General features: G+C 42.2%; 22 protein-coding genes, 3 tRNA genes and 7 pseudogenes. 13 read left to right on the top strand and 19 right to left on the bottom strand.

The window, feature by feature from the left end:
• Positions 1-51 precede the first annotated feature (51 nt).
• The 3 genes from atpB to F972_RS14585 all read right to left on the bottom strand — a co-directional run bounded on the left by atpB (position 52) and on the right by F972_RS14585 (position 2,436).
• Entirely contained in the window at positions 52-927 is an 876-nt protein-coding gene (gene atpB, locus F972_RS14595; RefSeq protein ID WP_004680059.1) for a F0F1 ATP synthase subunit A, read from the bottom strand.
• Positions 928-1,027: 100 nt separating this feature from the next.
• The gene (locus F972_RS14590) at positions 1,028-1,426 is read right to left on the bottom strand and encodes an ATP synthase subunit I (RefSeq protein ID WP_010589287.1); all 399 of its coding nucleotides are present in this window, start codon (positions 1,424-1,426) and stop codon (positions 1,028-1,030) included.
• A gap of 170 nt (positions 1,427-1,596) precedes the next feature.
• A complete protein-coding gene (locus F972_RS14585; RefSeq protein WP_004674087.1) occupies positions 1,597-2,436 on the bottom strand; it encodes a metal ABC transporter solute-binding protein, Zn/Mn family in 840 nt (279 codons plus the stop codon).
• Positions 2,437-2,661: 225 nt separating this feature from the next.
• On the opposite strand from F972_RS14585, the gene F972_RS14580 reads away from it, so the two are divergent.
• From F972_RS14580 to F972_RS14560, 5 genes are all read left to right on the top strand, one after another.
• Complete coding sequence (locus F972_RS14580) at positions 2,662-3,159, top strand: transcriptional repressor (protein WP_004680061.1); 498 nt, start codon at positions 2,662-2,664, stop codon at positions 3,157-3,159.
• On the top strand, positions 3,132-3,920 hold the full coding sequence (gene znuC, locus F972_RS14575) for a zinc ABC transporter ATP-binding protein ZnuC (protein WP_004680063.1): 789 nt from the start codon (positions 3,132-3,134) through the stop codon (positions 3,918-3,920). The genes F972_RS14580 and znuC overlap by 28 nt, the downstream gene beginning before the upstream one ends.
• A gap of 3 nt (positions 3,921-3,923) precedes the next feature.
• Positions 3,924-4,727, top strand: a complete 804-nt coding sequence (gene znuB / locus F972_RS14570; RefSeq protein ID WP_004674090.1) for a zinc ABC transporter permease subunit ZnuB — start codon at positions 3,924-3,926, stop codon at positions 4,725-4,727.
• A gap of 101 nt (positions 4,728-4,828) precedes the next feature.
• Entirely contained in the window at positions 4,829-6,628 is a 1,800-nt protein-coding gene (gene argS, locus F972_RS14565) for an arginine--tRNA ligase (RefSeq protein WP_004680065.1), read from the top strand.
• Between the two features lie 193 nt (positions 6,629-6,821).
• Positions 6,822-7,424 (top strand): SPOR domain-containing protein, encoded by a 603-nt coding sequence (locus F972_RS14560; RefSeq protein WP_004680067.1) that lies wholly within the window; start codon positions 6,822-6,824, stop codon positions 7,422-7,424.
• A gap of 57 nt (positions 7,425-7,481) precedes the next feature.
• Here F972_RS14560 and F972_RS14555 read toward each other — a convergent pair whose 3' ends face one another.
• From F972_RS14555 to guaA, 8 genes and pseudogenes are all read right to left on the bottom strand, one after another.
• Entirely contained in the window at positions 7,482-8,135 is a 654-nt protein-coding gene (locus F972_RS14555) for a glutathione S-transferase family protein (protein WP_004680070.1), read from the bottom strand.
• Between the two features lie 95 nt (positions 8,136-8,230).
• A pseudogene (locus F972_RS15640) lies at positions 8,231-8,453 on the bottom strand (OsmC family protein); the annotation flags it as partial.
• Positions 8,449-8,583, bottom strand: a pseudogene (locus tag F972_RS16095) (hypothetical protein); the annotation flags it as partial. The pseudogenes F972_RS15640 and F972_RS16095, both read right to left, overlap by 5 nt.
• A 150-nt stretch (positions 8,584-8,733) precedes the next feature.
• Positions 8,734-9,012: pseudogene (locus tag F972_RS14550) on the bottom strand (DUF2798 domain-containing protein).
• Positions 9,013-9,014: 2 nt separating this feature from the next.
• The gene (locus F972_RS14545; RefSeq protein WP_004680077.1) at positions 9,015-9,320 is read right to left on the bottom strand and encodes a DUF3861 domain-containing protein; all 306 of its coding nucleotides are present in this window, start codon (positions 9,318-9,320) and stop codon (positions 9,015-9,017) included.
• 33 nt (positions 9,321-9,353) lie between these two features.
• Positions 9,354-9,881: a PadR family transcriptional regulator gene (locus F972_RS14540; RefSeq protein WP_004680078.1), complete on the bottom strand. Its 528-nt coding sequence runs from the start codon at positions 9,879-9,881 to the stop codon at positions 9,354-9,356.
• Positions 9,882-10,110: 229 nt separating this feature from the next.
• The gene (locus F972_RS14535; RefSeq protein WP_004680079.1) at positions 10,111-10,890 is read right to left on the bottom strand and encodes an aminoglycoside nucleotidyltransferase ANT(3'')-IIc; all 780 of its coding nucleotides are present in this window, start codon (positions 10,888-10,890) and stop codon (positions 10,111-10,113) included.
• A 57-nt stretch (positions 10,891-10,947) separates the two neighbouring features.
• Positions 10,948-12,516 (bottom strand): glutamine-hydrolyzing GMP synthase, encoded by a 1,569-nt coding sequence (gene guaA / locus F972_RS14530; protein ID WP_004680080.1) that lies wholly within the window; start codon positions 12,514-12,516, stop codon positions 10,948-10,950.
• Positions 12,517-12,958: 442 nt separating this feature from the next.
• Here guaA and F972_RS14520 point away from each other — a divergent pair, with 442 nt between their 5' ends.
• Positions 12,959-14,185 carry a DUF445 domain-containing protein gene (locus F972_RS14520; protein ID WP_171055697.1) on the top strand — a complete coding sequence of 409 codons (1,227 nt, stop codon included), beginning with the start codon at positions 12,959-12,961 and terminating at the stop codon, positions 14,183-14,185.
• Between the two features lie 105 nt (positions 14,186-14,290).
• Here the strand turns inward: F972_RS14520 and F972_RS15630 are convergent.
• From F972_RS15630 to F972_RS14505, 4 genes and pseudogenes are all read right to left on the bottom strand, one after another.
• A pseudogene (locus F972_RS15630) lies at positions 14,291-14,407 on the bottom strand (transposase domain-containing protein); the annotation flags it as partial.
• A gap of 113 nt (positions 14,408-14,520) precedes the next feature.
• Positions 14,521-14,596, bottom strand: a tRNA-Gly gene (locus tag F972_RS14515).
• A gap of 44 nt (positions 14,597-14,640) precedes the next feature.
• Positions 14,641-14,716 (bottom strand) — tRNA-Gly (locus F972_RS14510).
• Positions 14,717-14,760: 44 nt separating this feature from the next.
• Positions 14,761-14,836: transfer RNA gene (locus tag F972_RS14505), tRNA-Gly, on the bottom strand.
• A 227-nt stretch (positions 14,837-15,063) separates the two neighbouring features.
• On the opposite strand from F972_RS14505, the gene F972_RS14500 reads away from it, so the two are divergent.
• The 5 genes from F972_RS14500 to F972_RS14480 all read left to right on the top strand — a co-directional run bounded on the left by F972_RS14500 (position 15,064) and on the right by F972_RS14480 (position 17,896).
• Positions 15,064-15,372 carry a BolA family protein gene (locus F972_RS14500; protein WP_004680083.1) on the top strand — a complete coding sequence of 103 codons (309 nt, stop codon included), beginning with the start codon at positions 15,064-15,066 and terminating at the stop codon, positions 15,370-15,372.
• A gap of 9 nt (positions 15,373-15,381) precedes the next feature.
• Positions 15,382-15,774, top strand: coding sequence for a SirB2 family protein (locus F972_RS14495; RefSeq protein WP_004680084.1), 393 nt, complete (start codon positions 15,382-15,384; stop codon positions 15,772-15,774).
• A gap of 80 nt (positions 15,775-15,854) precedes the next feature.
• A complete protein-coding gene (locus tag F972_RS14490) occupies positions 15,855-16,697 on the top strand; it encodes a ParA family protein (protein WP_004680085.1) in 843 nt (280 codons plus the stop codon).
• A gap of 9 nt (positions 16,698-16,706) precedes the next feature.
• Positions 16,707-17,096 (top strand): hypothetical protein, encoded by a 390-nt coding sequence (locus tag F972_RS14485; RefSeq protein WP_004680087.1) that lies wholly within the window; start codon positions 16,707-16,709, stop codon positions 17,094-17,096.
• Between the two features lie 209 nt (positions 17,097-17,305).
• The gene (locus F972_RS14480; RefSeq protein WP_010589290.1) at positions 17,306-17,896 is read left to right on the top strand and encodes a LysE family translocator; all 591 of its coding nucleotides are present in this window, start codon (positions 17,306-17,308) and stop codon (positions 17,894-17,896) included.
• 12 nt (positions 17,897-17,908) lie between these two features.
• Here F972_RS14480 and F972_RS14475 read toward each other — a convergent pair whose 3' ends face one another.
• The gene (locus tag F972_RS14475) at positions 17,909-18,547 is read right to left on the bottom strand and encodes a DedA family protein (protein ID WP_004675267.1); all 639 of its coding nucleotides are present in this window, start codon (positions 18,545-18,547) and stop codon (positions 17,909-17,911) included.
• 103 nt (positions 18,548-18,650) lie between these two features.
• Between F972_RS14475 and F972_RS16385 the strand changes: the two are divergent.
• Together F972_RS16385 and tnpB are read left to right on the top strand one after the other, a co-directional pair.
• Positions 18,651-18,845: pseudogene (locus F972_RS16385) on the top strand (DoxX family protein); the annotation flags it as partial.
• Between the two features lie 571 nt (positions 18,846-19,416).
• Positions 19,417-19,683 carry an IS66 family insertion sequence element accessory protein TnpB gene (gene tnpB, locus F972_RS14470; RefSeq protein WP_004675270.1) on the top strand — a complete coding sequence of 89 codons (267 nt, stop codon included), beginning with the start codon at positions 19,417-19,419 and terminating at the stop codon, positions 19,681-19,683.
• Positions 19,684-19,749: 66 nt separating this feature from the next.
• Here the strand turns inward: tnpB and F972_RS15625 are convergent.
• The 3 genes and pseudogenes from F972_RS15625 to F972_RS16380 form a co-directional block, all read right to left on the bottom strand.
• Positions 19,750-19,905: pseudogene (locus tag F972_RS15625) on the bottom strand (IS982 family transposase); the annotation flags it as partial.
• Positions 19,906-20,117: 212 nt separating this feature from the next.
• Positions 20,118-20,783: a pseudouridine synthase gene (locus F972_RS14465; protein ID WP_004758593.1), complete on the bottom strand. Its 666-nt coding sequence runs from the start codon at positions 20,781-20,783 to the stop codon at positions 20,118-20,120.
• 95 nt (positions 20,784-20,878) lie between these two features.
• Positions 20,879-21,061: pseudogene (locus F972_RS16380) on the bottom strand (hypothetical protein); the annotation flags it as partial.
• Between the last annotated feature and the right edge of the window lie 431 nt (positions 21,062-21,492).

Genomic DNA, 21,492 nt, shown 5'->3' with positions numbered 1-21,492 from the left:
AATTAAACTAAAATTTAAGCCTAACCATCGATTGATAATTAGGCAATACCATTAATGCTTTTCGCTTGCCATGCTCAAGTAAACGATGGTCAGCATCATAAAGATGAATGCTTGCAACGTGATTACAAGAATGTGGAAAATAGCCCAAGGCACAGATAACGCCCATTGAATCCAGAACGGTAATAACGCGATTAAGATGAAGATTAACTCACCCGCATACATGTTACCGAACAGTCGTAGAGCCAACGAAACTGGTCGAGCAAGAAAAGTTACTAATTCCAAAATCAAGTTCACTGGAATCAATAACGCTTTTGCAACTGGGTTACTTGGGTTAAATGGGTTAAGTGCCAATTCACCGACGAAACCGCCGATCCCTTTTTCACGAATACTATAGAACAAGATTAGTGCAAATACAGACAATGACATACCAAGGGTAATGTTAGGATCTGTAGATGGAACAACCTTGAAATACACGTGGTGAGGGTCCATACCAAACACGCTTGCACCAATCTGTTGAGCTAGATAAGGAATCCAGTCTACAGGAATCAAGTCCATTGCGTTCATGAGGAAAATCCACACGAAGATGGTCAATGATAAAGGAGCAATTAAACGCGATTTGCCGTGGAAAGTATCACGAACACTTGAGTCCACAAACTCGATAATCATTTCGATTGCAGATTGGAATTTAGTTGGAACGCCAGCATTTGCAGCTTTCGCAACTATCCAGAACAACAAACAGAAAATAACACCAAGTCCGATAGACCAACCCATTGAATCCAAGTGAATTGCAGTGAACCCCATCGATTGAGCTTCTTCAGCAGTCTCAGCCAATTTCCATGTACCATCAGGCATTTTGCCATAGGTCATATTGGTCAAGTGATGCTTGATATACTCGGTCGAAGTCAGGGCATGTTCTTCAGCAGCCATAAATCACACCTGGTCAATGTCAATCATTAAAAAGAAGCGGAACGAATCCTGCGAACTGCAAAAATCTCGTACCCTCTTCCAAAAATCTCAAAAATGTGTTTCATTCTCGTTGCTGAAGACGTGACACCCAGAATGGTGCAACCCACGACATAGCCTGAACGAGGATAAACCCACAAAACAATGCTACCGCTGACAACGGTTTGACATTGCTCAAAATTAAAATAAAACCCACAATCACAATTGCAAACTTACCGAGCATTCCCCGATACATATTCAGCATGACCTGTCTTGACGCCCGTGCCCCAGCTGTCCTAAACGACTGCCAGGCAAAATAACAATGCGCCAACCAACAAACCAGTGCCCCAAGCGCAGCACTCAGGGCCGCAGTGGTGTCTTTTATCAACCATGCCAGCAACGCTGCCACAGGAATCATGCACGCCTGTAAGAAGACCAAAGCTTTTGCTAATCGTCGGTCAATCAAGCGACTAGTTCGGCTCATTTTTTACCCACTTACAGCATAACTGCTTGACAAGTTTTAATCATGATTGTTTTGAATCGCAGGCATTATAGAGTTACACCCCTGAACATGCAATCTTTTCTCGACTTAAGTCTGTTTTTTTCGTTAGCCCATTTTTTGACGATAGAGTCAATTGGTTTTTATTTTTTTCATCAATTTTGTGTACTTAATACGCATTTATCGGTTTTTGAAGCCAATTTTTTCCAAGCTGTTACAAAATTGTCCTCACCACGCATGCTTTCATCCACGGGCTGGAAAACCACTGGGTTCAATTTTCGATACTGGCTGCTGCTGGCAGATGTTTCAGCCAATAGGCACATTTGTGCTTTAGGCCGATTGTCCATGAGATATTTAATCTGGGCAGCAGTCGGTGCAATATGTGGATCATCGGTTAATGCCCCTGCAAACTTCAGGTTCAGCGCCCGCTCCAGATACTGATAGGCATCATGATAAGACCAGTAGGGTTTGGATTTACTCGAACTTTCATATTGCTGGGATGCCTGTAGCATCTGCTGGGCAAAGTCCTTGGCATTGGCCAGATATTTCGCCTTGTTTTCTGGATATTGCTGTGAACGCAAGGTCGCAATAAAGAAAGCGATCCGCACTGCATTGTTGGGATCGAGCCATACATGACTGTCCACAGTGTTCGACAGTGCAGCCCCACGCAAGTTGCGTTGTGGCAATGTGGTCAGAATACCCGAATCCAGCAGTGCAATTGCCTTGCGGTTCTGACTGAGCAGCTTGTCCAGAGGTGCTTCATGCACTTTACCAAGCCATAACACCAATGAAGCATCCTGTATTGCCTTGCGATGGGCTGGAGTAAGCTGTACATCATGGCCTGTCTGGTCACCCAGCAACAGTACTGGTTCTTCCACACCATCGGTGACTTCTTTTGCAATCAGGTAAATGGGATGTGTTGAAACCACTAAACTTTGTGTCCAGCCCCATGTGCTCAACATTGACAACAAGACCAGAAGAGAAAGGCGCAACATCACAGGATTACTCAAGAAAGCGAATCATGTTATAATATAACAAAAGTTAAAAAATACCTATGTCTATTTTCAGGATTCATCACACTATCTATTACCCAGTCCATTTAATATAGATCGTTATAGATGAATTGCATGATATGATAGTGCGTCTGTTGGTACACCTGCGACACAGGTTATATATAGTCGAAATATCAATAGGCCCTACAAAAACAATGAGGTCAATTTATGAGTTCTTGTTCACACGAACATGACAATGCTTTACACGGTGTTCACGGTCATCACGATATTAAGGCGCGACTTGCCGAAGCAGAGATTTTATGCACTGCCGCGGGCGCTCGCCTGACACCTTTGCGTAAAGAAGTGCTTGAACTCATCTTAAATGCCTCTGCCCCAATGGGCGCCTATGACCTCCTGGCAAAAATCAAGGGGCAGGCAGACCGCCCTGCTGCCCCACCTACAGTTTATCGAACTTTAGACTTCTTACTGGAGAAAGGCTTAATCCATCGACTAACCTCAATTAATGCCTATATTCCCTGCTGTCATCCACGTGAGGGGCATCAGGCCGCATTCCTGATTTGTACCGAATGCCACTCGGTTAAGGAGGCATCGGCACAGGGCTTGATTCAGCAACTGGATCAGCTTGCCACCTCTGACCAATTTTCTGCTCAACACAGCATTATTGAAATTTCTGGAAAATGTCACCAGTGCACTCTGCCCCAATAACTCCTCCACTGATCCAGTTGGAGAACATCTCGATTCGGCGTGATGAACGGGATATTTTACGCAATGTTGATTTTGCCTTACAGGCAAAAGAGATTGTGACGTTGATTGGTCCAAATGGTGCTGGCAAGTCCACCCTGATCAAGGTCTTGCTTGGCATCATGCCACCCAATAAAGGCAAGGTTCATTTTTCCAAAAAGCTTAAAATGGCCTACGTCCCACAAAAGTTTAATCCATCCGCCAGTCTTCCATTACGGGTTCAAGATTTACTGGATTTAGAAATTTGTGCCGCAGATTTACGCGAAGAAATTGTCCGGGATACGGGCATTCAAAAATTACATTCTTCAAAAGTACAACAACTTTCAGGCGGTGAACGGCAGCGGGTATTACTGGCACGCGCCCTGTTACGCCAGCCAGACATTCTGGTGCTGGACGAACCGATGCAGGGTCTGGATATTCAATCTGAGGCAGAGCTGTATGACTATGTGCGTAGTTTGCCCGAGCGCTATGGTTGTGCGGTATTGATGGTTTCACATGATTTACAATGGGTGATGCAGGGTACACACCGTGTGGTCTGTTTAAATAAACATATTTGTTGTAGTGGTTTACCTGAAAGCATTCAGCAGCATCCTGAATACCAAGCGATTTTTGGTACGCAACGGATGTTCTATCAGCACCATCACAATCATTGTGGACATAGCGATCATGCGGAACCCTGTTCTCATGATCCACGCCCACACATTCACCCTGAACCAAAGGTCTAAGCCATGATGGAATGGTTACAACTACTGTTACCCGCTTGGATCATGGGCACATTGTTGGTATTTTTAACTGCGCCACTGGGTTGTTTAATGCTATGGCGTAGAATGTCCTTTTTTGCAGACACCATGGCGCATGGCACACTGCTCGGTGTCGCGGTTGCAGGTATTCTGCATTTACCTTTCTGGCTGGGTGTTGGCTGTCTGGCGGCATTGCTGGTTGCCATTCTATGGGTTTTGCACGACTCACGTTTACCGAACGATGCCCTGCTCGCCTTGTGTTCAGCAACCCTGCTTTGCTCAGGCCTGTTATTAATCCAGCAAGTACCGAGCTTACGTCCAGAACTGTTAAGTTATCTGTTTGGTGACCTGCTCAGTATTGAATGGGCCGATTTACCTATCTTTGCAATCGTGATCATCAGCGCCCTTGTGGTGCTTTACCGTTCATGGTCGGCACAAATCCAGATTGCCATTGATCCCGACATTGCCATGAGCGAGGGAGTCAATGCCAACTGGCAACGCCTGGTTTTCATGCTGTTGCTGGCCTTGTTTACTGTACTGGCATTACGTGCCGTGGGTTCACTACTGATGGGTGCGCTACTGGTGATTCCTGCGCTTAGTGCTCGTTTGCTGGCACACTCTCCTAAACAGATGGTGATCTGGGCATTCATACTGGCACAATTTGGCGTTACAGTTGGGCTGTGGTCAAGTGCGGCGCTCAACATTGCCACAGGTTTAAGTATTGTATTGTGTATGGCGCTTTGTTTTGCCATTATTTTTATTGGACAGAAACTGAGTTCACGTTCCTCATAACATTTAACCGATTGCAGTTTGAATGAATCTCTTGCCAATTTGGTTAACGCGACAAAATTTGCTATATTTAGCGTTTTTCCGCGACACTTATTTCGGTAACTATGAATACGGCAATACAATCAGCGCTTGATCATGCGGTACAATCCCTTCAACAACAAGGGGTACTTCCTTCCGATTGGACCAATACGAGCCATTTAACCCGTACCAAAGACCGAAGTCACGGTGACTTCGCCTCCAATATTGCCATGATCGGCTCTAAAGCTGCTGGTATGAAACCACGTGACCTAGCTGAAAAAATCTTATCAGCACTGCCTGAAGTCGCTGACATTACAAAAGCAGAAATCGCAGGTCCTGGTTTTATCAACTTCTTTTTAAACGCAGACCAGCGCTTTGCTGTGCTTGACCAGATTCAGGTACAGAAAGACCAATATGGCCGCAGCCAAGCCAATGCAGCTAAAAAAATCCAAGTCGAATTTGTTTCTGCAAACCCAACATCTAGTCTGCATGTGGGACATGGTCGTGGTGCAGCTTACGGCATGACTGTTGCGAATCTTTTGGAAGCAACAGGTGCACAAGTTGACCGTGAGTACTATGTCAATGATGCAGGTCGCCAAATGGATATTTTGGCAACCTCAACTTATTTACGTTATTTAGAATTGACTGGGCAAACGCTTGTTTTCCCTAAAAATGCCTATCAAGGCGACTATGTTAAAGAAATCGCACAAAGCATTATTGATAAAGATGGCGATGCACACGTTCGCCCAGTGGCCGATGTCTATAAAGATGTACCAGAAGATGTGCAGTATGCTGAAGAACTCGATGCCGAAGGCAATAAAGTTATTTTGTCTGGTGATAAAGAAAAACATATTGATGGCTTAATCGCCAATTCACAACAACAGTTAGGTGCGGGTTATCGCGTATTTCACCAAGCGGCTTTACATGCCATTTTGGATGATATCAAAGATGACCTTGCTGACTTTGGGGTGACTTTTGATGAATGGTTTAGCGAAGCTTCGCTAACCGAAAAAATTGATGAAGCACTTGCGACGCTTGATCAACGTGGCTTTCTCTATGAAAAAGATGGCAATATTTGGTTTAAATCAACTGAATTTGGCGATGAGAAAGACCGTGTGGTCAAACGTCGTAATGGTCAAACCACTTATTTTGCATCTGACATTGCTTACCATTTGAATAAACTACAACGTGGTTATACTGACCTGATTGATATTTGGGGTTCAGATCACCACGGTTATATTTCACGTGTAAAAGCTGCGATTGATGCAATGGGTTACGACTCTAAGAAACTGACTGTTCTTTTAGTTCAATTCGTGAGTTTATGGCGTGGTGGCGAGATGGTACAAATGTCATCTCGTTCAGGTCAATTCGTGACTTTACGTGATCTACGTAAAGAAGTGGGTAATGATGCGGCACGCTTCTACTACGTGATGCGTAAATCTGAACAACATATCGACTTTGATTTAGACCTTGCCGTTTCTCAAAGCAAAGACAATGCGGTGTACTACATTCAGTATGCTCATGCACGTGTAAATAGTATTTTGAATCGTGCGAAAGAGAAAGGCATTACATTTGATGTCGCATCTGCTCGCCAAGTTGCTAATCTCTTAGTTTTAGAGACTGAAACAGAGATTCTCGCTAAATTAGCAGCTTATCCTGAAATTTTGATTCGTGCTGCAAATGTCTACGAACCACATCAAATTGGTAATTATCTAAAAGACTTAGCTGCGCTATTTCATGGATGGTATGCGCAAGATGGCGTTAAATTTGTTGATGAAACAAATATTCCTTTATCACAAGCGCGTTTATTGCTTTCAATTAATGTACAGCAAGTTTTACGTAATGGCTTAGAGTTACTTGGTGTATCTGCTCCTGAAGCGATGTAATCAATACACACAGTTGCAATAAAAAGTTTGAATCTGAAATATTGTTGTTAACAACACTATACGGATCTACTTTTAAACTTAGCCTATCATTGGTCGGCGATATCTTAAGCAAAGCATTATTTTCAAACATAATGCTTTGTTTTTAGCCAGATTCAAGTTACAAATAATCCAATAGAATCAAGAGGAATTTCAGGTGTTTGGAAAAACGCAACGTGGTGTATCTGAACGACCAAACAAGCCAAAAAAACCACTTATTCCAAAGTGGTTGGGAATGCTTGTGGCGATTCTTGCGATTCTATGTGTTGGTGTCATGCTCATGCTATGGCAACCATGGCAACCTGTTCCAGCAAAAAATCAGGTAACATCCGATCATTATCAAGAAGATACCAACAAAGATTATCGTTTCTACGATTTGTTGCCACAACAACAAGTTACTCCAATCCCTGAACAAGCTGTACCTGAAACCAAACAACAAGGTAATGTCGTGATTATTGAATCACCAAAACCTGAAACTACGACAGAAGATGCAACAGCGATTACTTCGACTGAGCCAGCAGTGCCAGCTCAAGCAAGCTATATTTTACAAGTACGTAGCTATCCTGATCCTGACAGTGCTGATGCGCGTCGTGCAGAAATTATTTTGAATGGTTTATCTGCTGATGTCGTGAAAACAGTGGAAAATGGCCAAACATGGTATCGCGTGTTTTCTGGTCCTTATGATAGTCAAGATGCTGCCCTTGCTGCTCAGCAAACGCTACAACATAGTGGTATTGATTCAATCGTCATCAAGCGCTAAACCATATCGACTAAAAAAAGGGAACGATTGGTTCCCCTTTTTTTATTTCCTTGCATGCTATGCACACTGAGAATTTAAACTTTTTTGCTCAGCGCGTTGAAATGCTGAACGTTGTTGCACGCGTTGTACAAAAGCCTGAATGTTGGGATATTTCCCGTGTAGTCGATTTTGAATCGCAATCAATGGAAATGCCATTTGAATATCTGCAAAAGAAAAAGCTCCAGCAAAATAATCATGCTCTCCCAAATACTGCTCCAGATAGAGAATATGCTCTTTCACTCGCGGACGCACGAAGCCTGACTTTACTCCATCCGTGATCTTCTGTGCAATTGGACGGATGACCCAGGGCACATGCTTACTCACACTATTCATGACCAGTGTCATAACCAGCAAGGGCATCAGTGACCCCTCTGCATAATGCATCCAGTAGGAATACTGGCGCTGGTCTTTTGCTTGTTCTGGTTTAAATTTTTGCTGCCCATCATACTGCTGTTGCAAATAATCCAAAATAACAGCAGATTCTACAATAACCTCTTCATTATCGACCAGAATAGGTGCTTTTCCCAGTGGATGGATGTTCTTTAAATTTTCTGGGGCTGCATAGCTGGATGTTCTTTGATAATACTCAACTTGATAATCCATACCAAGTTCTTCTAATGCCCACAATATACGGAACGAACGTGAACATTGTAGGTAATGTAAGGTAATCATTTTTGTGCCTGCTTTGTCTACGCAACTGCTGTATGAATCCCTCTCACAGTTACGTTTAGAATTATGATTTGCCCAAGCACAATAGCATTTTAGTCTTAAATAATCACGGTCTCTATGTCTAAACTGCGTAACAAAGTTTTAGTGATGGGCGTTTTACTACACACATTAAGAAGTTTTTCTTTTAAGTAATTGTGAAATAGGTTGTTTAAATATTACCCGACGTTCAATCCGTTCCTGTTGTTCACGATTGGTATGGAAGTCAACCTCAACGCTAAACTCGCCCAAATCCATATCCTTATGCTTGGCATACATCCGTAGGTAACGCGCGTTTAATGATTGTACCCTTACCAATCTCAGCTGAGCGAATGGTGAATTTTTGAATAAATTGATTGATATAAGTTTTATAATCTTTTGAATCAGAAATATCGTAATCGTTATTATTAGTCATGATATTACTCTCTTTAACCTATGCTAGTGCAATGAGTTGTTTTATTGATCTTAACAATATCAACAGTATTCAATATAGTCTTTTGGTAATACGCAGAGTGTTATGCATGGGACAATCCTGACTCAGGACTGATAAGCAGCATTCTTTCGCTCAGTGAAGTGGCATCTCCACAATCAGACTCGTTAGGCGTCGCACCAATGGCAAGAAAACAAGCACCACAGGATAGGCAATCAACCATGAAAACAGCCATGTTGACAGCCACTTCGTTGCGAATCCATCTATTAGCCCAACATTCATTAGTAAGTTCATCAATGATAATGTTGCGCTCATCAGCCCCGATCATAATAATGGCATAATCCAAGCAGCATATTTTGCGGGTAATTTAGTAAAGAAAGTCTTCTTTGTTTGTTGCATGCCATTTGTCCCCATACTCATTCAGCCTGTTTCTTTACATGTTGCTTTAGATTCTTCATAAATTGACCGAACTGCGGCAAGAATTCTTCGAATAGTGGATGATCTTTATTTTCCAGCATCACTTCACTAAAAAGTTTTAGCCCCACCGCAAAAGATTTTGTGGTTTGATCATCGAACAACTCAGCTTTTTTCAAACGCCCAACGATCTGAAAAATATCATCATGATTTCCAGTATAAAACTCTAAACGTTCGGTATAAGTTGACGCTTGTCCTTTCGCATCTTTTAAATGTTGTACGGTGACATGGTATTGATGTTGTTTCATAAGTTTTCTCTAAATTAATATTGGATAAGGTGTTTATAAACGTCCAATCGCAATGGCGGCTTGATCAATCTTTTCAGCAATTTGATAAATTTGTTCTTGCTGTAGATCGGCGATATTGAGTTTTAATCGTAATGCTGTTTTTAGATTTTCCATTGCTCGATGGATCTCTATCAGTTGATCGTTGTTGTGGATTTCACGTCTAATCCGTAGTTTTTCCAATAAAGCTGTCAACATTTCTTGCTGATCTTTCAGGTACGTTTCGCCATATTCAGTGACTTGGTATTGTTTACGCTCGGCATCGAGTAAAGAAATACAGTTCATTTCTTCTAAACTGGTGAGAGTTGGGTAAATTGTTCCTGCACTTGGTATATAGCCATCACCCACTAAATCACTAATTTCTTTAATAATTTCATAGCCATGTTTGGGACTTTGCTGAATTAAATGCAGTACTAACAGCTTCATACGTCCTGATTCAAATAAGCGACCGCGACGACCTGAACGGTGATGCTCTCGATGATGTGTATCACGTTCGCTTTCATGATGATTTGATTGATGTCTCATCTTTATTTTTCTCATATTGCACAATTTATGCATATTAAGATATATCTTAAATAGTCTTATAGCAAGTTAAGATATATCTTTAATTTTTAAGCTTTTGATACTGAATAATTTATTTATTTTTTTAAATAGATCTTCAGAAAGATTAAGTAATAAAAAAGAGTGCATCAGCACTCTTTAACAATAGACTTTACTTCCAATAAGATTCATTTTTTCAAATCTTATTATTTGATCAAACTTTTTTCTGTTTAAACCGTTCATCAATTTTTGAAGACAGGAAATCAACAACAGGCTGTAAAGCATGATGCTGTTGTTGCCAGTTTTGCTTTTCAATCTCACCTTTATATTCTTGCACCATTCGCTGCAAAACAGGCTGATGTTGCGGTTGTAACTGAGCAATCACCCATTGCGCAGCCTGATCTTTAGGCGCAATCTCATTCGTCACCAAACTAAAATAAATACGGCATAAGGCCAGAATCTGGTTACGCTCATCCGCATCTTCATCCCAATGTGCCACTATCGATGGATAGGTATCTGCCATCGCCTGCCAGAGTTGCTGATCCGGAATTTCAACTGACCACTGCGTCAAACTTGGTCCAAACAAGCTACGATGATGTAGTTGTGCTTTCTTCAGTAAAATACTCAGATCTGGGTCTGCATGTTCGCTAAGCATATCGCCTTGGCTTAACTCATCCCGCAACCATTCCCCAAACTGTAGTTCATAGCTGAGTGGATAACTTCCCGAAAGAATATGGTCTTTGCGTACGATGGTGACTTCAAGTGCACGTTGCGCAGCACCAATCGGATGCGAAATTTGTAATAAGGTTTCTGCCAGTTGCTGTCGTTGCGGAAGTGTCAGTGCTTGACTCACCACAACCAAAATATCCAGATCACTTTCTGGACCTAGCCCGCCATCAACAGCTGATCCATATAGATAAATGGCAAAGAGAGATTCACCCAAAAGCTGCTGTAAATATCCTGTTAACTGTTCCAGTTGCAAGGTTTCGGACATGCTTTACCTCTTTGCTAATCGCATAAAAAAGGCAGGATTTTCATCCTGCCCTTGGTCTTATTCCCACTCAATCGTTGCTGGTGGTTTAGATGACACGTCGTACACAACACGTGAAACATCTTTAATTTCGTTCATGATACGGGTTGAGATTTTATCAACCAGTTCATATGGCAAGTGCGCAAAACGGGCTGTCATAAAGTCAACAGTTTCAACCGCACGAAGTGCAATCACCCAAGCATAACGACGACCATCACCGACAACACCGACTGATTTCACCGGTTGGAAGACCGCAAATGCTTGAGCAGTTTTATCGTACCAGCCGCTGTCACGAAGTTCTTGCATAAAGATGTCATCTGCAAGACGAAGAATATCAGCGTATTCTTTCTTCACTTCACCCAAAATACGCACGCCCAAACCTGGACCTGGGAATGGATGACGATAAAGCATTTCATGTGGTAAACCTAAAGTTGTACCTAAACGACGGACTTCATCTTTAAACAAATCACGAATTGGTTCAACCAATTCAAAAGCTAAATCATCAGGTAAACCACCCACGTTATGATGTGATTTAATCACATGTGCTTTACCATTTTTAGTGGCAGCAGATTCAATCACGTCTGGGTAAATCGTACCTTGAGCAAGGAAGTTCACGCCATCAAGTTTACGTGCTTCTTCAGCAAATACTTCGATGAATTCACGACCAATAATTTTACGTTTTTTCTCAGGATCAACTTCACCCGCTAACGCTGTTAAGAAACGCTGTTCAGCATCTGCACGAATCACACGGATACCCATGTTTTTCGCAAACATGTCCATTACTTGTTCACCTTCGTTTAAACGAAGCAGGCCATTGTCCACAAACACACACGTTAATTGGTCACCAATCGCCTTATGCAACAATGCGGCAACAACCGAAGAATCCACACCACCAGAAAGACCTAACAGAACTTTTTCATCACCAATTTGTGCGCGTAACTGTTCTACACGTAAATCGATAATGTGTTCAGGCGTCCACAGACCGCGGCAACCACAAATCTGATGTACAAAGTTAGACAGTAATTCAGCACCTTTTGCAGTGTGAGTCACTTCTGGATGGAACTGAACACCATAGAAACGACGTGCTTCATCACTCACCGCAGCGAACGGGCAGCTTGGTGTACTCGCAGTCACTTGGAAGCCTTCTGGAATGGCACTGACTTTATCGCCATGGCTCATCCAAACATGAAGTTGGTTTTCACGATCTTGCAAGTTACCAATCAATTGATCACGTACTAGAATATCTACTTCTGCATAACCAAACTCATGTACTGTACCTGGCTCTACTTTACCGCCAAGTTGTTCAGACATGGTTTGCAAACCATAACAGATACCCAACACTGGTACGCCTAATTCAAATACAACTTGTGGTGCGCGTGGGCTTCCTTCTTCATGTACGCTTTCAGGGCCACCTGATAAAATAATCCCCTTCGGATTAAACGCACGAATGTCTGCTTCAGACATATCGAATGCATACATTTCAGAATAGACACCCGCTTCACGTACACGACGTGCAATGAGCTGGCTATATTGAGAGCCGAAATCCAAAATAAGGATACGATCTTCAGTAATTTGAGTATTGGTCGTCATGGCTAAACATTAAAGGCAAATGAATTAAGCGCCATATTCTAACATTTTTCACACTTTGGCGCACCGCAATTCATCATCTATCTTATTTTTTAGCATGTATGATCAATTACGACTGATATTTAAACTAAAATTCCCCAAGCACGTGTTGAAAAAGAGAATTAAATCAACAATTCTTGCTGATTGCGATCAACAAAAAGCAAAAATTGGTGCTAAGATGATGAGTCGAAAATATGCATTACCACGGAAAGGTATGCAGTCGGCATCATCGTTTCCTTTTTGTGCGACTGCACTATCCTTGGAAAGAGGAAAATAAAAAGGTAACTAAAAGCCTAAAAGATATTGGCTCAGTCAATATTCTAAAATATTTCACTATCATCTATGGCTTGCCCTATCATGAGCAACAATTAGGACTTGAAGGACCAATACAATAATGTTTCAAGAAATGATTGCGGATTTTCAACAGAATTTCTGGTTATATATTTCGATCCCATTTATTAGTGGCTTTATTGGCTATGTGACCAAAGTGATTGCAATTCAAATGATGTTTGCACCACTTGAATTTAAGGGATTAAGGTTATTTGGTCTTCCAATTGGATGGCAAGGGATTGTTCCCCGCAAGGCTGAGAAGATGGCAACCATTGCTGTTGAGTTGATGACCTCAAAGTTGATTCAACCACAGGAAATTTTCGCCAGACTTGATCCCAAGCGTATCGCCCAGGAAATTGAAAAGCCGTTAATGGCCTCTGCTGAGGATATTACTCGCGAAGTTGCACAGCAATATCAGCCTGGTTTATGGGAAGGCATGCCAGAGTTTGCCCGTCAAAAATTGATTAAACGGGTTCAGGCCAAAGCCCCTGAGATTGTTGAACATATCATGGGCGAAGTGCAAAAAGATGTGATCAAATACTTTGACATCAAACACATGGTGATTAGCAATCTCCTCAAAGATAAGCGTCTTCTCAACGAAATTTTCAAAAAAGTCGGCAAACAAGAATTTAAATTCTTTAGTAATGTGGGCTTTATTTTTGGTTTCGCTATTGGTGTAGTGCAAATGTTGTGTTGGGTGGTCACTCAAGGAAAATATCCTTGGATGCTGCCAATGTTTGGTGGCTTTGTCGGCTTTTTCAGTGACTGGATGGCTTTACAAATGATGTTTAGACCATTGTACCCAAAGAAGATTTTGGGCTACACATGGCAAGGTTTGTTCATCAAGCGTCAAAATGAAGTCGCGGCAGACTATGCAGCGCTCATTTCTAAACAATTACTCACATCCCGTAATATGATGGAAGAGCTTTTTTCTGGAACCAATTCAGATAAAGTCATCGAACTCGTCAGTCGCCATGTGAAACAAGAAATTGATCTACAAGCAGGTATTGTTCGTCCACTGGTGGTGTATGCGATTGGCGGTGAAAAATATCAAAACCTTAAGAGCGAAGTGGCTGAACGTATTTTACAGCAACTGCCAGAAACCATGCGTTATGTAGAGTCTTATGCCGAAGATGCGATGAATGTCCGCAATACGTTGGTCGAAAGAATGCAGCGCTTAAGCCCTGAAGAATTCGAAGGGATGCTCCGCCCTGCATTTAAAGAAGATGAATGGTCGTTGATCATTGTGGGCGCGGTGCTGGGTTTCCTTGTTGGGGAAATGCAGATCCACTTTATGCTGTAAATCTAAAATCCGTACAATTAAAAATAGGGAGCAATTGGCTCCCTGTTTTTTATGATTAAAAAGTTAATGAGCATCGTAAGCGCCCGCTGAACCCCATGCCTACTTTTAATTTTGGTCGGATTTCCAGCGGTGTGGTAGCAATTCTTCAATCTGGGTCACTTTATGCTTCGGCAACCTTTTCAGCACATTACTTAAATAGACATACGGATCCAGTCCATTGGTAATACCCCCATTTTTAATTGAATCGAATAGCGAAAGAAGAAGAGCTTTCAAAAAATATAGTAAAATCAATAACAAAAAAAAGCCCTAATCTTTCGACTAGGGCCTTTTAAATTTGGAGCGGGAAACGAGACTCGAACTCGCGACCCCAACCTTGGCAAGGTTATGCTCTACCAACTGAGCTATTCCCGCATATTGAGCAGTTTTTACTAAAACTTACACTTAAAAAACCAATCTGGAGCGGGAAACGAGACTCGAACTCGCGACCCCAACCTTGGCAAGGTTATGCTCTACCAACTGAGCTATTCCCGCATATTGAGCAGTTTTTACTAAAACTTACACTTAAAAAACCAATCTGGAGCGGGAAACGAGACTCGAACTCGCGACCCCAACCTTGGCAAGGTTATGCTCTACCAACTGAGCTATTCCCGCGTGCCAGCTATAATACATTAAGCAAAACAACGGTCAATAACTTTATGCAAAGAAATTGCTTAATTGCATAAAATAAAAGCATTTTCAGCCTAAAAACCAAGAAAAATGCACTTTTACTCAGGATTGGGTAATTCAGACATCGAAGTCGCTGTGAAATCTCAACAGACCCACCACTTTCAGTCATGTATACTTGGCAGCTATCTCAATCTGACCTGACAGAGTGACCGATGAATTTAGAACAACAGTTGATTGAACGTTTACAAACCTTGGCACCCATCCATCTTGAGGTGATCAATGAGTCGGCAGGGCATGGGGGATATTTCCCAGGCAAGGAATCCCACTTTAAGGTGATTGTGGTGAGTGAAGAGTTTCAGGCGCTGCGTCTGGTACAGCGCCATCAAAAGATCTATGCCGTTGCGGCAGGGTTGATGAGTCCTGGGCAGATTCACGCACTGGCAATTCACGCCTATATTCCGACGGAATGGCAGGGGCAGGCACCTGCAAGCCCTGAATGTGCGCATGCACCAAAAAACTAAGGATCAATCATGGACGCACATTTACTCACTAAAATTGTTCATATGTCGGCTGTAAGTCTATTGATTCTGGTGTTTTTTACCCGTGCGGCAACCCTATATATGGGTGTCAGGGAACAGCAGCCCAACCACCATGCACGTAAAGGCTTTGTGGCATTACAGCATCTATCCCTCACCCTAATTATTGTGACGGGTGCGGTTCTACTGTTTATGAATAACTTTGATGTACAGCCATGGTTTTATGCCAAGATCATTCTATTTTTTGTGTTGTGGTCTTCCCTGATCAAAACCTACAACAAAGATGACAGTATCTTGTTGGTGCAGCGGCGTGCTGGTTTATTGATCGGTACGGTGGCGCTGGTGGGGATTCTGGGGCTGGTCATCATTAAACCAATTTTTGCGTAATTTTTTGACATTGTTTTAGTAATTGTTTTTTCACTAGGTTAAACTGCGTGCAGTTTACAAAAATCTTGTAGAGGGAAATCATGTTAACTCGTGTGGTATTTAACCAAAAAGGTGGTGTAGGGAAATCAAGTATTACAGTCAACTTAGCTGCAATTAGTGCTAAGCAAGGTTTAAGAACTTTGGTGATTGATCTTGATCCACAAGCAAATTCAAGCCAGTACCTTTTGGGTGAAGATGCCACCTATTCTGCTGATAAAGCAGCATTAGAGCCAAACATTGAAAATTTCTTTGAAGATATTTTGGGAAGCACGCAGCAAAAGGGCTTGATTGGTAACGCAATTGGTTCAATTTTGAAAGCACCACGTGGTAAGGGTTTAGAAAGTTACGTTCATCGAACCTCTTTTGAAAACTTAGATGTGATTCCTGCAAGCCCAAGTCTTGGTGCTTTGGAGCATGCGCTGGAGAGCAAGCACAAGATTTATAAATTACGTGACTCAATTCAGGCTCTCAGCGCCCGCTATGACCGTATCTTTATTGATACACCGCCAGCATTTAACTTTTTTACCTTATCAGCATTAATTTCAGCAGACCGTGTGCTGATTCCATTTGACTGCGATGTGTTCTCAAAGCGTGCGTTACAAACTTTGATTGAAAATGTGATCGAAACCCAAGATGATCATAATAATCGCTTGGAGATTGAAGGGATTGTGGTCAATCAGTTCCAGTCTCAGGCAAAACTTCCCCGTGAAGTGGTTCAGCAATTAAAAGATGAAGGTTTGCCTGTGCTGGAAAGCATGTTGCCGCCGTCAGTATTGATGAAAGAATCACATCAGAAGAATTTACCCTTGATTCATTTGGCATCTGAACATAAATTGACCGTCGCTTATGTCACGCTGTTCAATGAGATTGAGTCAAAGAAATAAGAGAATCTTATGAAACGCTTATATTGGATGCCTGTGTTGGCAGCGAGTATGTTGTTGGGTGCCTGTGCATCGACGGTTAAACCAGCCTACGTGTCACCCACTCAGTACCAGTCGCTCAATTGCCAGCAGTTGCAGGCAGAGTACAACCGTATCCAGCAGTATATTGATAATGGCGTGCAGACACCAAAACGTACAGGTGTGGGCGTGGGTGTTGGACTTGGTGGTGGCTGGGGCAAAGGCGGATGGGGTTTTGGTCCATCCATCTCGGTTAATATGGGGCAGTCCATGAACACCAAGAATACCGAGCTTGCCAATGTGCTTGGACAGCAGGATGCCATTGTGCAGGCGGCACGGTTCAAGGGTTGTCCAATTATTGTGAAGCAACGTCCAAAATCATAAGTGTTGATCTTCTATCACCGTGGTTTGCCACGGTGACATATAACTAAATTTTAGCAAAATGTTTCAATAAATAATTAATAGAATCAATATATTGTAAATTTTAAACCACTGATCCTGCGTATTTTTCCTCTCAGACAACATCCTAAAATTTGTGTTCTTGTCCCAAATTCGTTTAAGGTGGCGGGCGTGTAGGGTTATTCGGTATGTCTATGATTGAGAGTTGGTTTTTTGTTTTTGCGATGATCGCGGTGTTATTGATTCCTGGGCCGACCAATGCTCTGCTCGCCAGTTCAACCCATCAACAAGGTGTGTTGAAAACCCTGCCGTTTATTCCTATGGAATGGTTGGGCTATGTCTATAGCATCGGGTTGTGGGCACTCTTTATCCATCTGTTCCATCCCATCTGGCCAGCACTCACCCACATTCTGCATGTTGCCAGCGTGGCTTATGTGTTATGGCTGGCCTTTCATTTATGGAAAAGTTCACACCTGCAAAAACATGACCAGCATCACCCACATATCCGAACGCCAGAGTTGTTTGTCTCGGCCTTGCGAAACCCTAAAACCTTGCTGCTGGCGGCAGGAATTTTTCCCAGTGAAACATGGGACTCGGTAGAGAATACAGTTCTGGTGTTTGCGGTATTCAGTGTGGTACTGATCCCTCTTTCAATCTTCTGGATGGTGTTTGGCCGTGCCTTACTGGCAGGTAGCTTGGTTGGAATCAAGGCCGACCATTTATATAAAGGATCGGCCATGCTGCTGCTGATGTGTATGTTGCCAATGATCTTTCGTTTCTTCTAGGCAGACATTGAATTATTGTGCTTTACGGTTATCCAGTTTCTGGCGAATAAAACCAATCACACCTGGCAGGATACTGATAATGATGATGCCAAAAATGAGGTGGGTGAAGTTGTCTTTCACAATTGGCATATTTCCGAATAAATAGCCGAGGGTAATAAAAGAGGCAACCCAACAGAAAGCGCCAACCACATTATAGGTCAGGAAAAACTTATAATTCATGCTGCCTGCACCCGCAACAAAAGGCGCAAAGGTACGTGCAAACGGCACAAAACGAGCAAAGATAATGGTTTTTCCCCCATGACGCTGAAAAAACAGCTGGGTGTTGATCAAGTGCTGCTGATTGATAAAACGTGAGTTGATTTCAAATACGCGCGGGCCAATGTGGCGGCCAATATGGTAATTGACGGTATCACCCAATACCGCTGCGATAAACAGCAAAATACCGAGTGCCCATGGGTCCATGGCACCCGTTGACGCAGCCAGCGCACCCGCAGCGAACAGCAGGCTGTCGCCTGGTAAAAATGGCATCACCACCAAACCAGTTTCAACAAAGATGATTAAAAATAGAATGGCATAAATCCATATGCCATAATTGGTAATGAACTCTAAAAGATGTTCGTCAACGTGCAGAATAAAATCAATGAGTTCCATAAAATGTAAATACAATAAATTTGAGCTAAATCCTAGCAGTGCCTTTAGGGAAAGTCAGTATAAAAAGCAAAATTATTGGTAACTTTACAGTGTGGAGCTGATCATGTTTAATCCGAATGTCGTTGTAAAAAATATCGTCACGCAGCCATGCGTTGAGAATATTGTGACGCTGATTGCCCGTATCCTTATGGCCTATATTTTTGTCATTACAGGTTGGGGCAAGTTAACAGGTTAAGGTTATGCCGCAACCGCTCAATATATGGAATCAATGGGCGTGCCTGCCGCACTGTTACCCCTCACTTGGTAGATACACATCGCTTTGACATCCTCCCCGACCTAAAGGACGGGGATTCCTACTGCTAGATGGCAATGTCCTGCCACGAAACAGATACTATAGTTCTCTGCTTCTTATTCCAATGTAGTCCTACCTTTCGGATTGCAAAGAGTGCACGGATTACAATGGGGAAAACTGTTTTTTTCGTGTTGTATCAGTCTGCTGACTAAAAATATACAACGTAATTATCATAGCACATGGATTACTAGATTCAAATGTTTTTAGCAATCCTAGCTAATCCCCACAAGGGGGACTAGCGGATTGCAGCCTTATATCCTCGGGCTAAACCCCGAGGTTTTACGGCTATTCGGATAAACCAACCGATGTTGAGATAATCAACATTCAAAAGGTTGCGCATGCTCAGTAAGCGTCCGCTGAACACACCTTATGAATTCGTCCTATAAGCCTTAATTTAGTCCCCACTTAAAAACAAGTGGGGACTTAAATTTATGACTACAAATAACCAGACATCCATCGCATCTCTTGCGAAAAACGAAGAACATACTGTGCTGAATTTAAACGTATGGATACGGCCATGGCTCAGGTGCTGAGAGCCTTTGGCTACATCAAACCGCATTGTGCCTACCTATTCTGTAATAAACGTGACCATCGCATGAAAGTGCTGGTACATGATGGACTGGGCATGTGGCTATGTGCCCGACGGCTGGAACAGGGCAAATTTCACTGGGCTAAAGTTCACCAGGGTGAAACCGTAGCTCTCAGCCCAGAACAGTTACAGGCAGTGATCCAGGGTTTGCCCTGGCAACGCATTGGACGACAGCAAGAGGTCACAATGCTCTAAACTAGCTTGGTACATTCTGCTATTCTCCAAACATTCTATTTCATTCTTCTCATGACCTCAGGCATAGAGTAATGTAATCACATCAGATGCACAAATTTGACTTTGACGCACACGTTTAATCTTGCCACAAGTGAGCATGTATTGCTCAACCTGCTCTGAAATATCAGTGCAGAAACCATCAATTAGGCAGAAAAGTGTTGTAAGCTGTGTGTCGATAGGCATTTTGAGATCATTGTTTTTTTGTCATGATTAAATTTTGATTTAAATGCCTGTCCTTTTACAACTTCCTTATCCCGAATTCACGTTAAGTAGAGACCTGTTCCCAATTTGGATCTGCCTCCAGTAAAATTAACTTTAGCTAGTCTTGTTGTGGTTTTTCTAATGCCATCCATTTTACTTGCGGGATCGAATATATTTCTTTTATATTCATATTCTTAGAATTCAACATCTGAATATAGTTCAATATCATGCATTTTCAAGGGATGCTGGAATGCCAAATATGCCGCATGTAAAGCCATGCGTTTTAAATGAAACCTGGCTGAATCAGGATGATAGAGTTTATCTCCCATAATCGGATGACCAATATGCATCATATGGACGCGGAGTTGATGTGACCGTCCTGTAACAGGTTCCAAACGGACTCGACTTTGATCTGTTTCCGCATCATATTTCATCAACTGAAATATAGTCTTGGCCTGTTTGCCGAGTTCAAAATGCACCATTTGACGTGGACGATTTTCCCAGTCAGTGATCAAGGGAACTTCAACACTTCCCTCAGCCTGAATTTTTCCTTGTATCAACGCAATATAGTATTTTTTTATTGTACGTGCCTGAAACATCTTGCTGACCGCAACTTCAGCATCGCGGTGTTTAGCAAACATCAATAAGCCAGAGGTGGCCATATCTAGCCGATGAGTGACTTTAGCTGTTGGAAATTTTTCCAAAATCCGCAAATAGGCACTGTCCTGATGTTCAGGCAAGCGTCCCATTACCGATAATAATCCAGCAGGCTTATTGACCACCACCAGATCTTCATCTTCATAAATGATTTCAAGCGGTTCCTGCGGTGGCGTATAGATAAAGTCGTTATTTAAGGGCATGGGCAACAGACAGCCTGGATAAACGCAAATTGGCAACGATTATAGTTCTGCCAAGGGGTTTAGCAAGAGTCCTTAAGCTGATTGTTTAAGACCAATTACGAATTTTTATTGCTCTTGGCTAAATTCTCTTTATACATCTCTTCCAGTGTCGCAATTTCACGATTAAGAAAAGCAATCAGGTAGTCTTTTGCCCGTGCCAGACTCAGTTGCCTGAATGAAACCATATCCTTGGTTTTGCGTGTTACCAGTCCAAATACATCTTTTTTGGGAATGATTACGATTGTTCTGACCTATTTCCTGTGATCATTCTTTGGTTTTACCTATTGTTTCAATTATATCATTTTGTTTTTTAATATAAAAATATCGACTTCTATTCAAAATAGCAAAGCTTTATCGATGAACTTCACATTTATATTAGATTTTATTGATGTGGTTTTTATTATTTAAGTCTGATTGGTCATATTCTATTTCATTAAATTTTTCAGGGTATCAAGGGAAAATATGTTGTTTACTTCAACACCTATAACTTTGTAAGTTATAACCTCTGCCTATAAACTTTTGATCTATAGCGTCCTAAGCCGAATCGAGACCTTTTGGACAAGTACACACTTGCTTGATAAGCTTCGGTGCATGCTACTCTTTTCGATCCCCTTACGGAACTTTAATCGTTCCTCAACCCTTGAGACATAGTTTAGGCAGATTGCTGTGG

Source organism: Acinetobacter sp. CIP 102529 (assembly GCF_000368325.1).
GTDB classification, from domain to species: domain Bacteria; phylum Pseudomonadota; class Gammaproteobacteria; order Pseudomonadales; family Moraxellaceae; genus Acinetobacter; species Acinetobacter parvus.
Note: the sequence above shows the minus strand (reverse complement) of the source record. Positions and strands in the feature narration are given on the sequence as shown.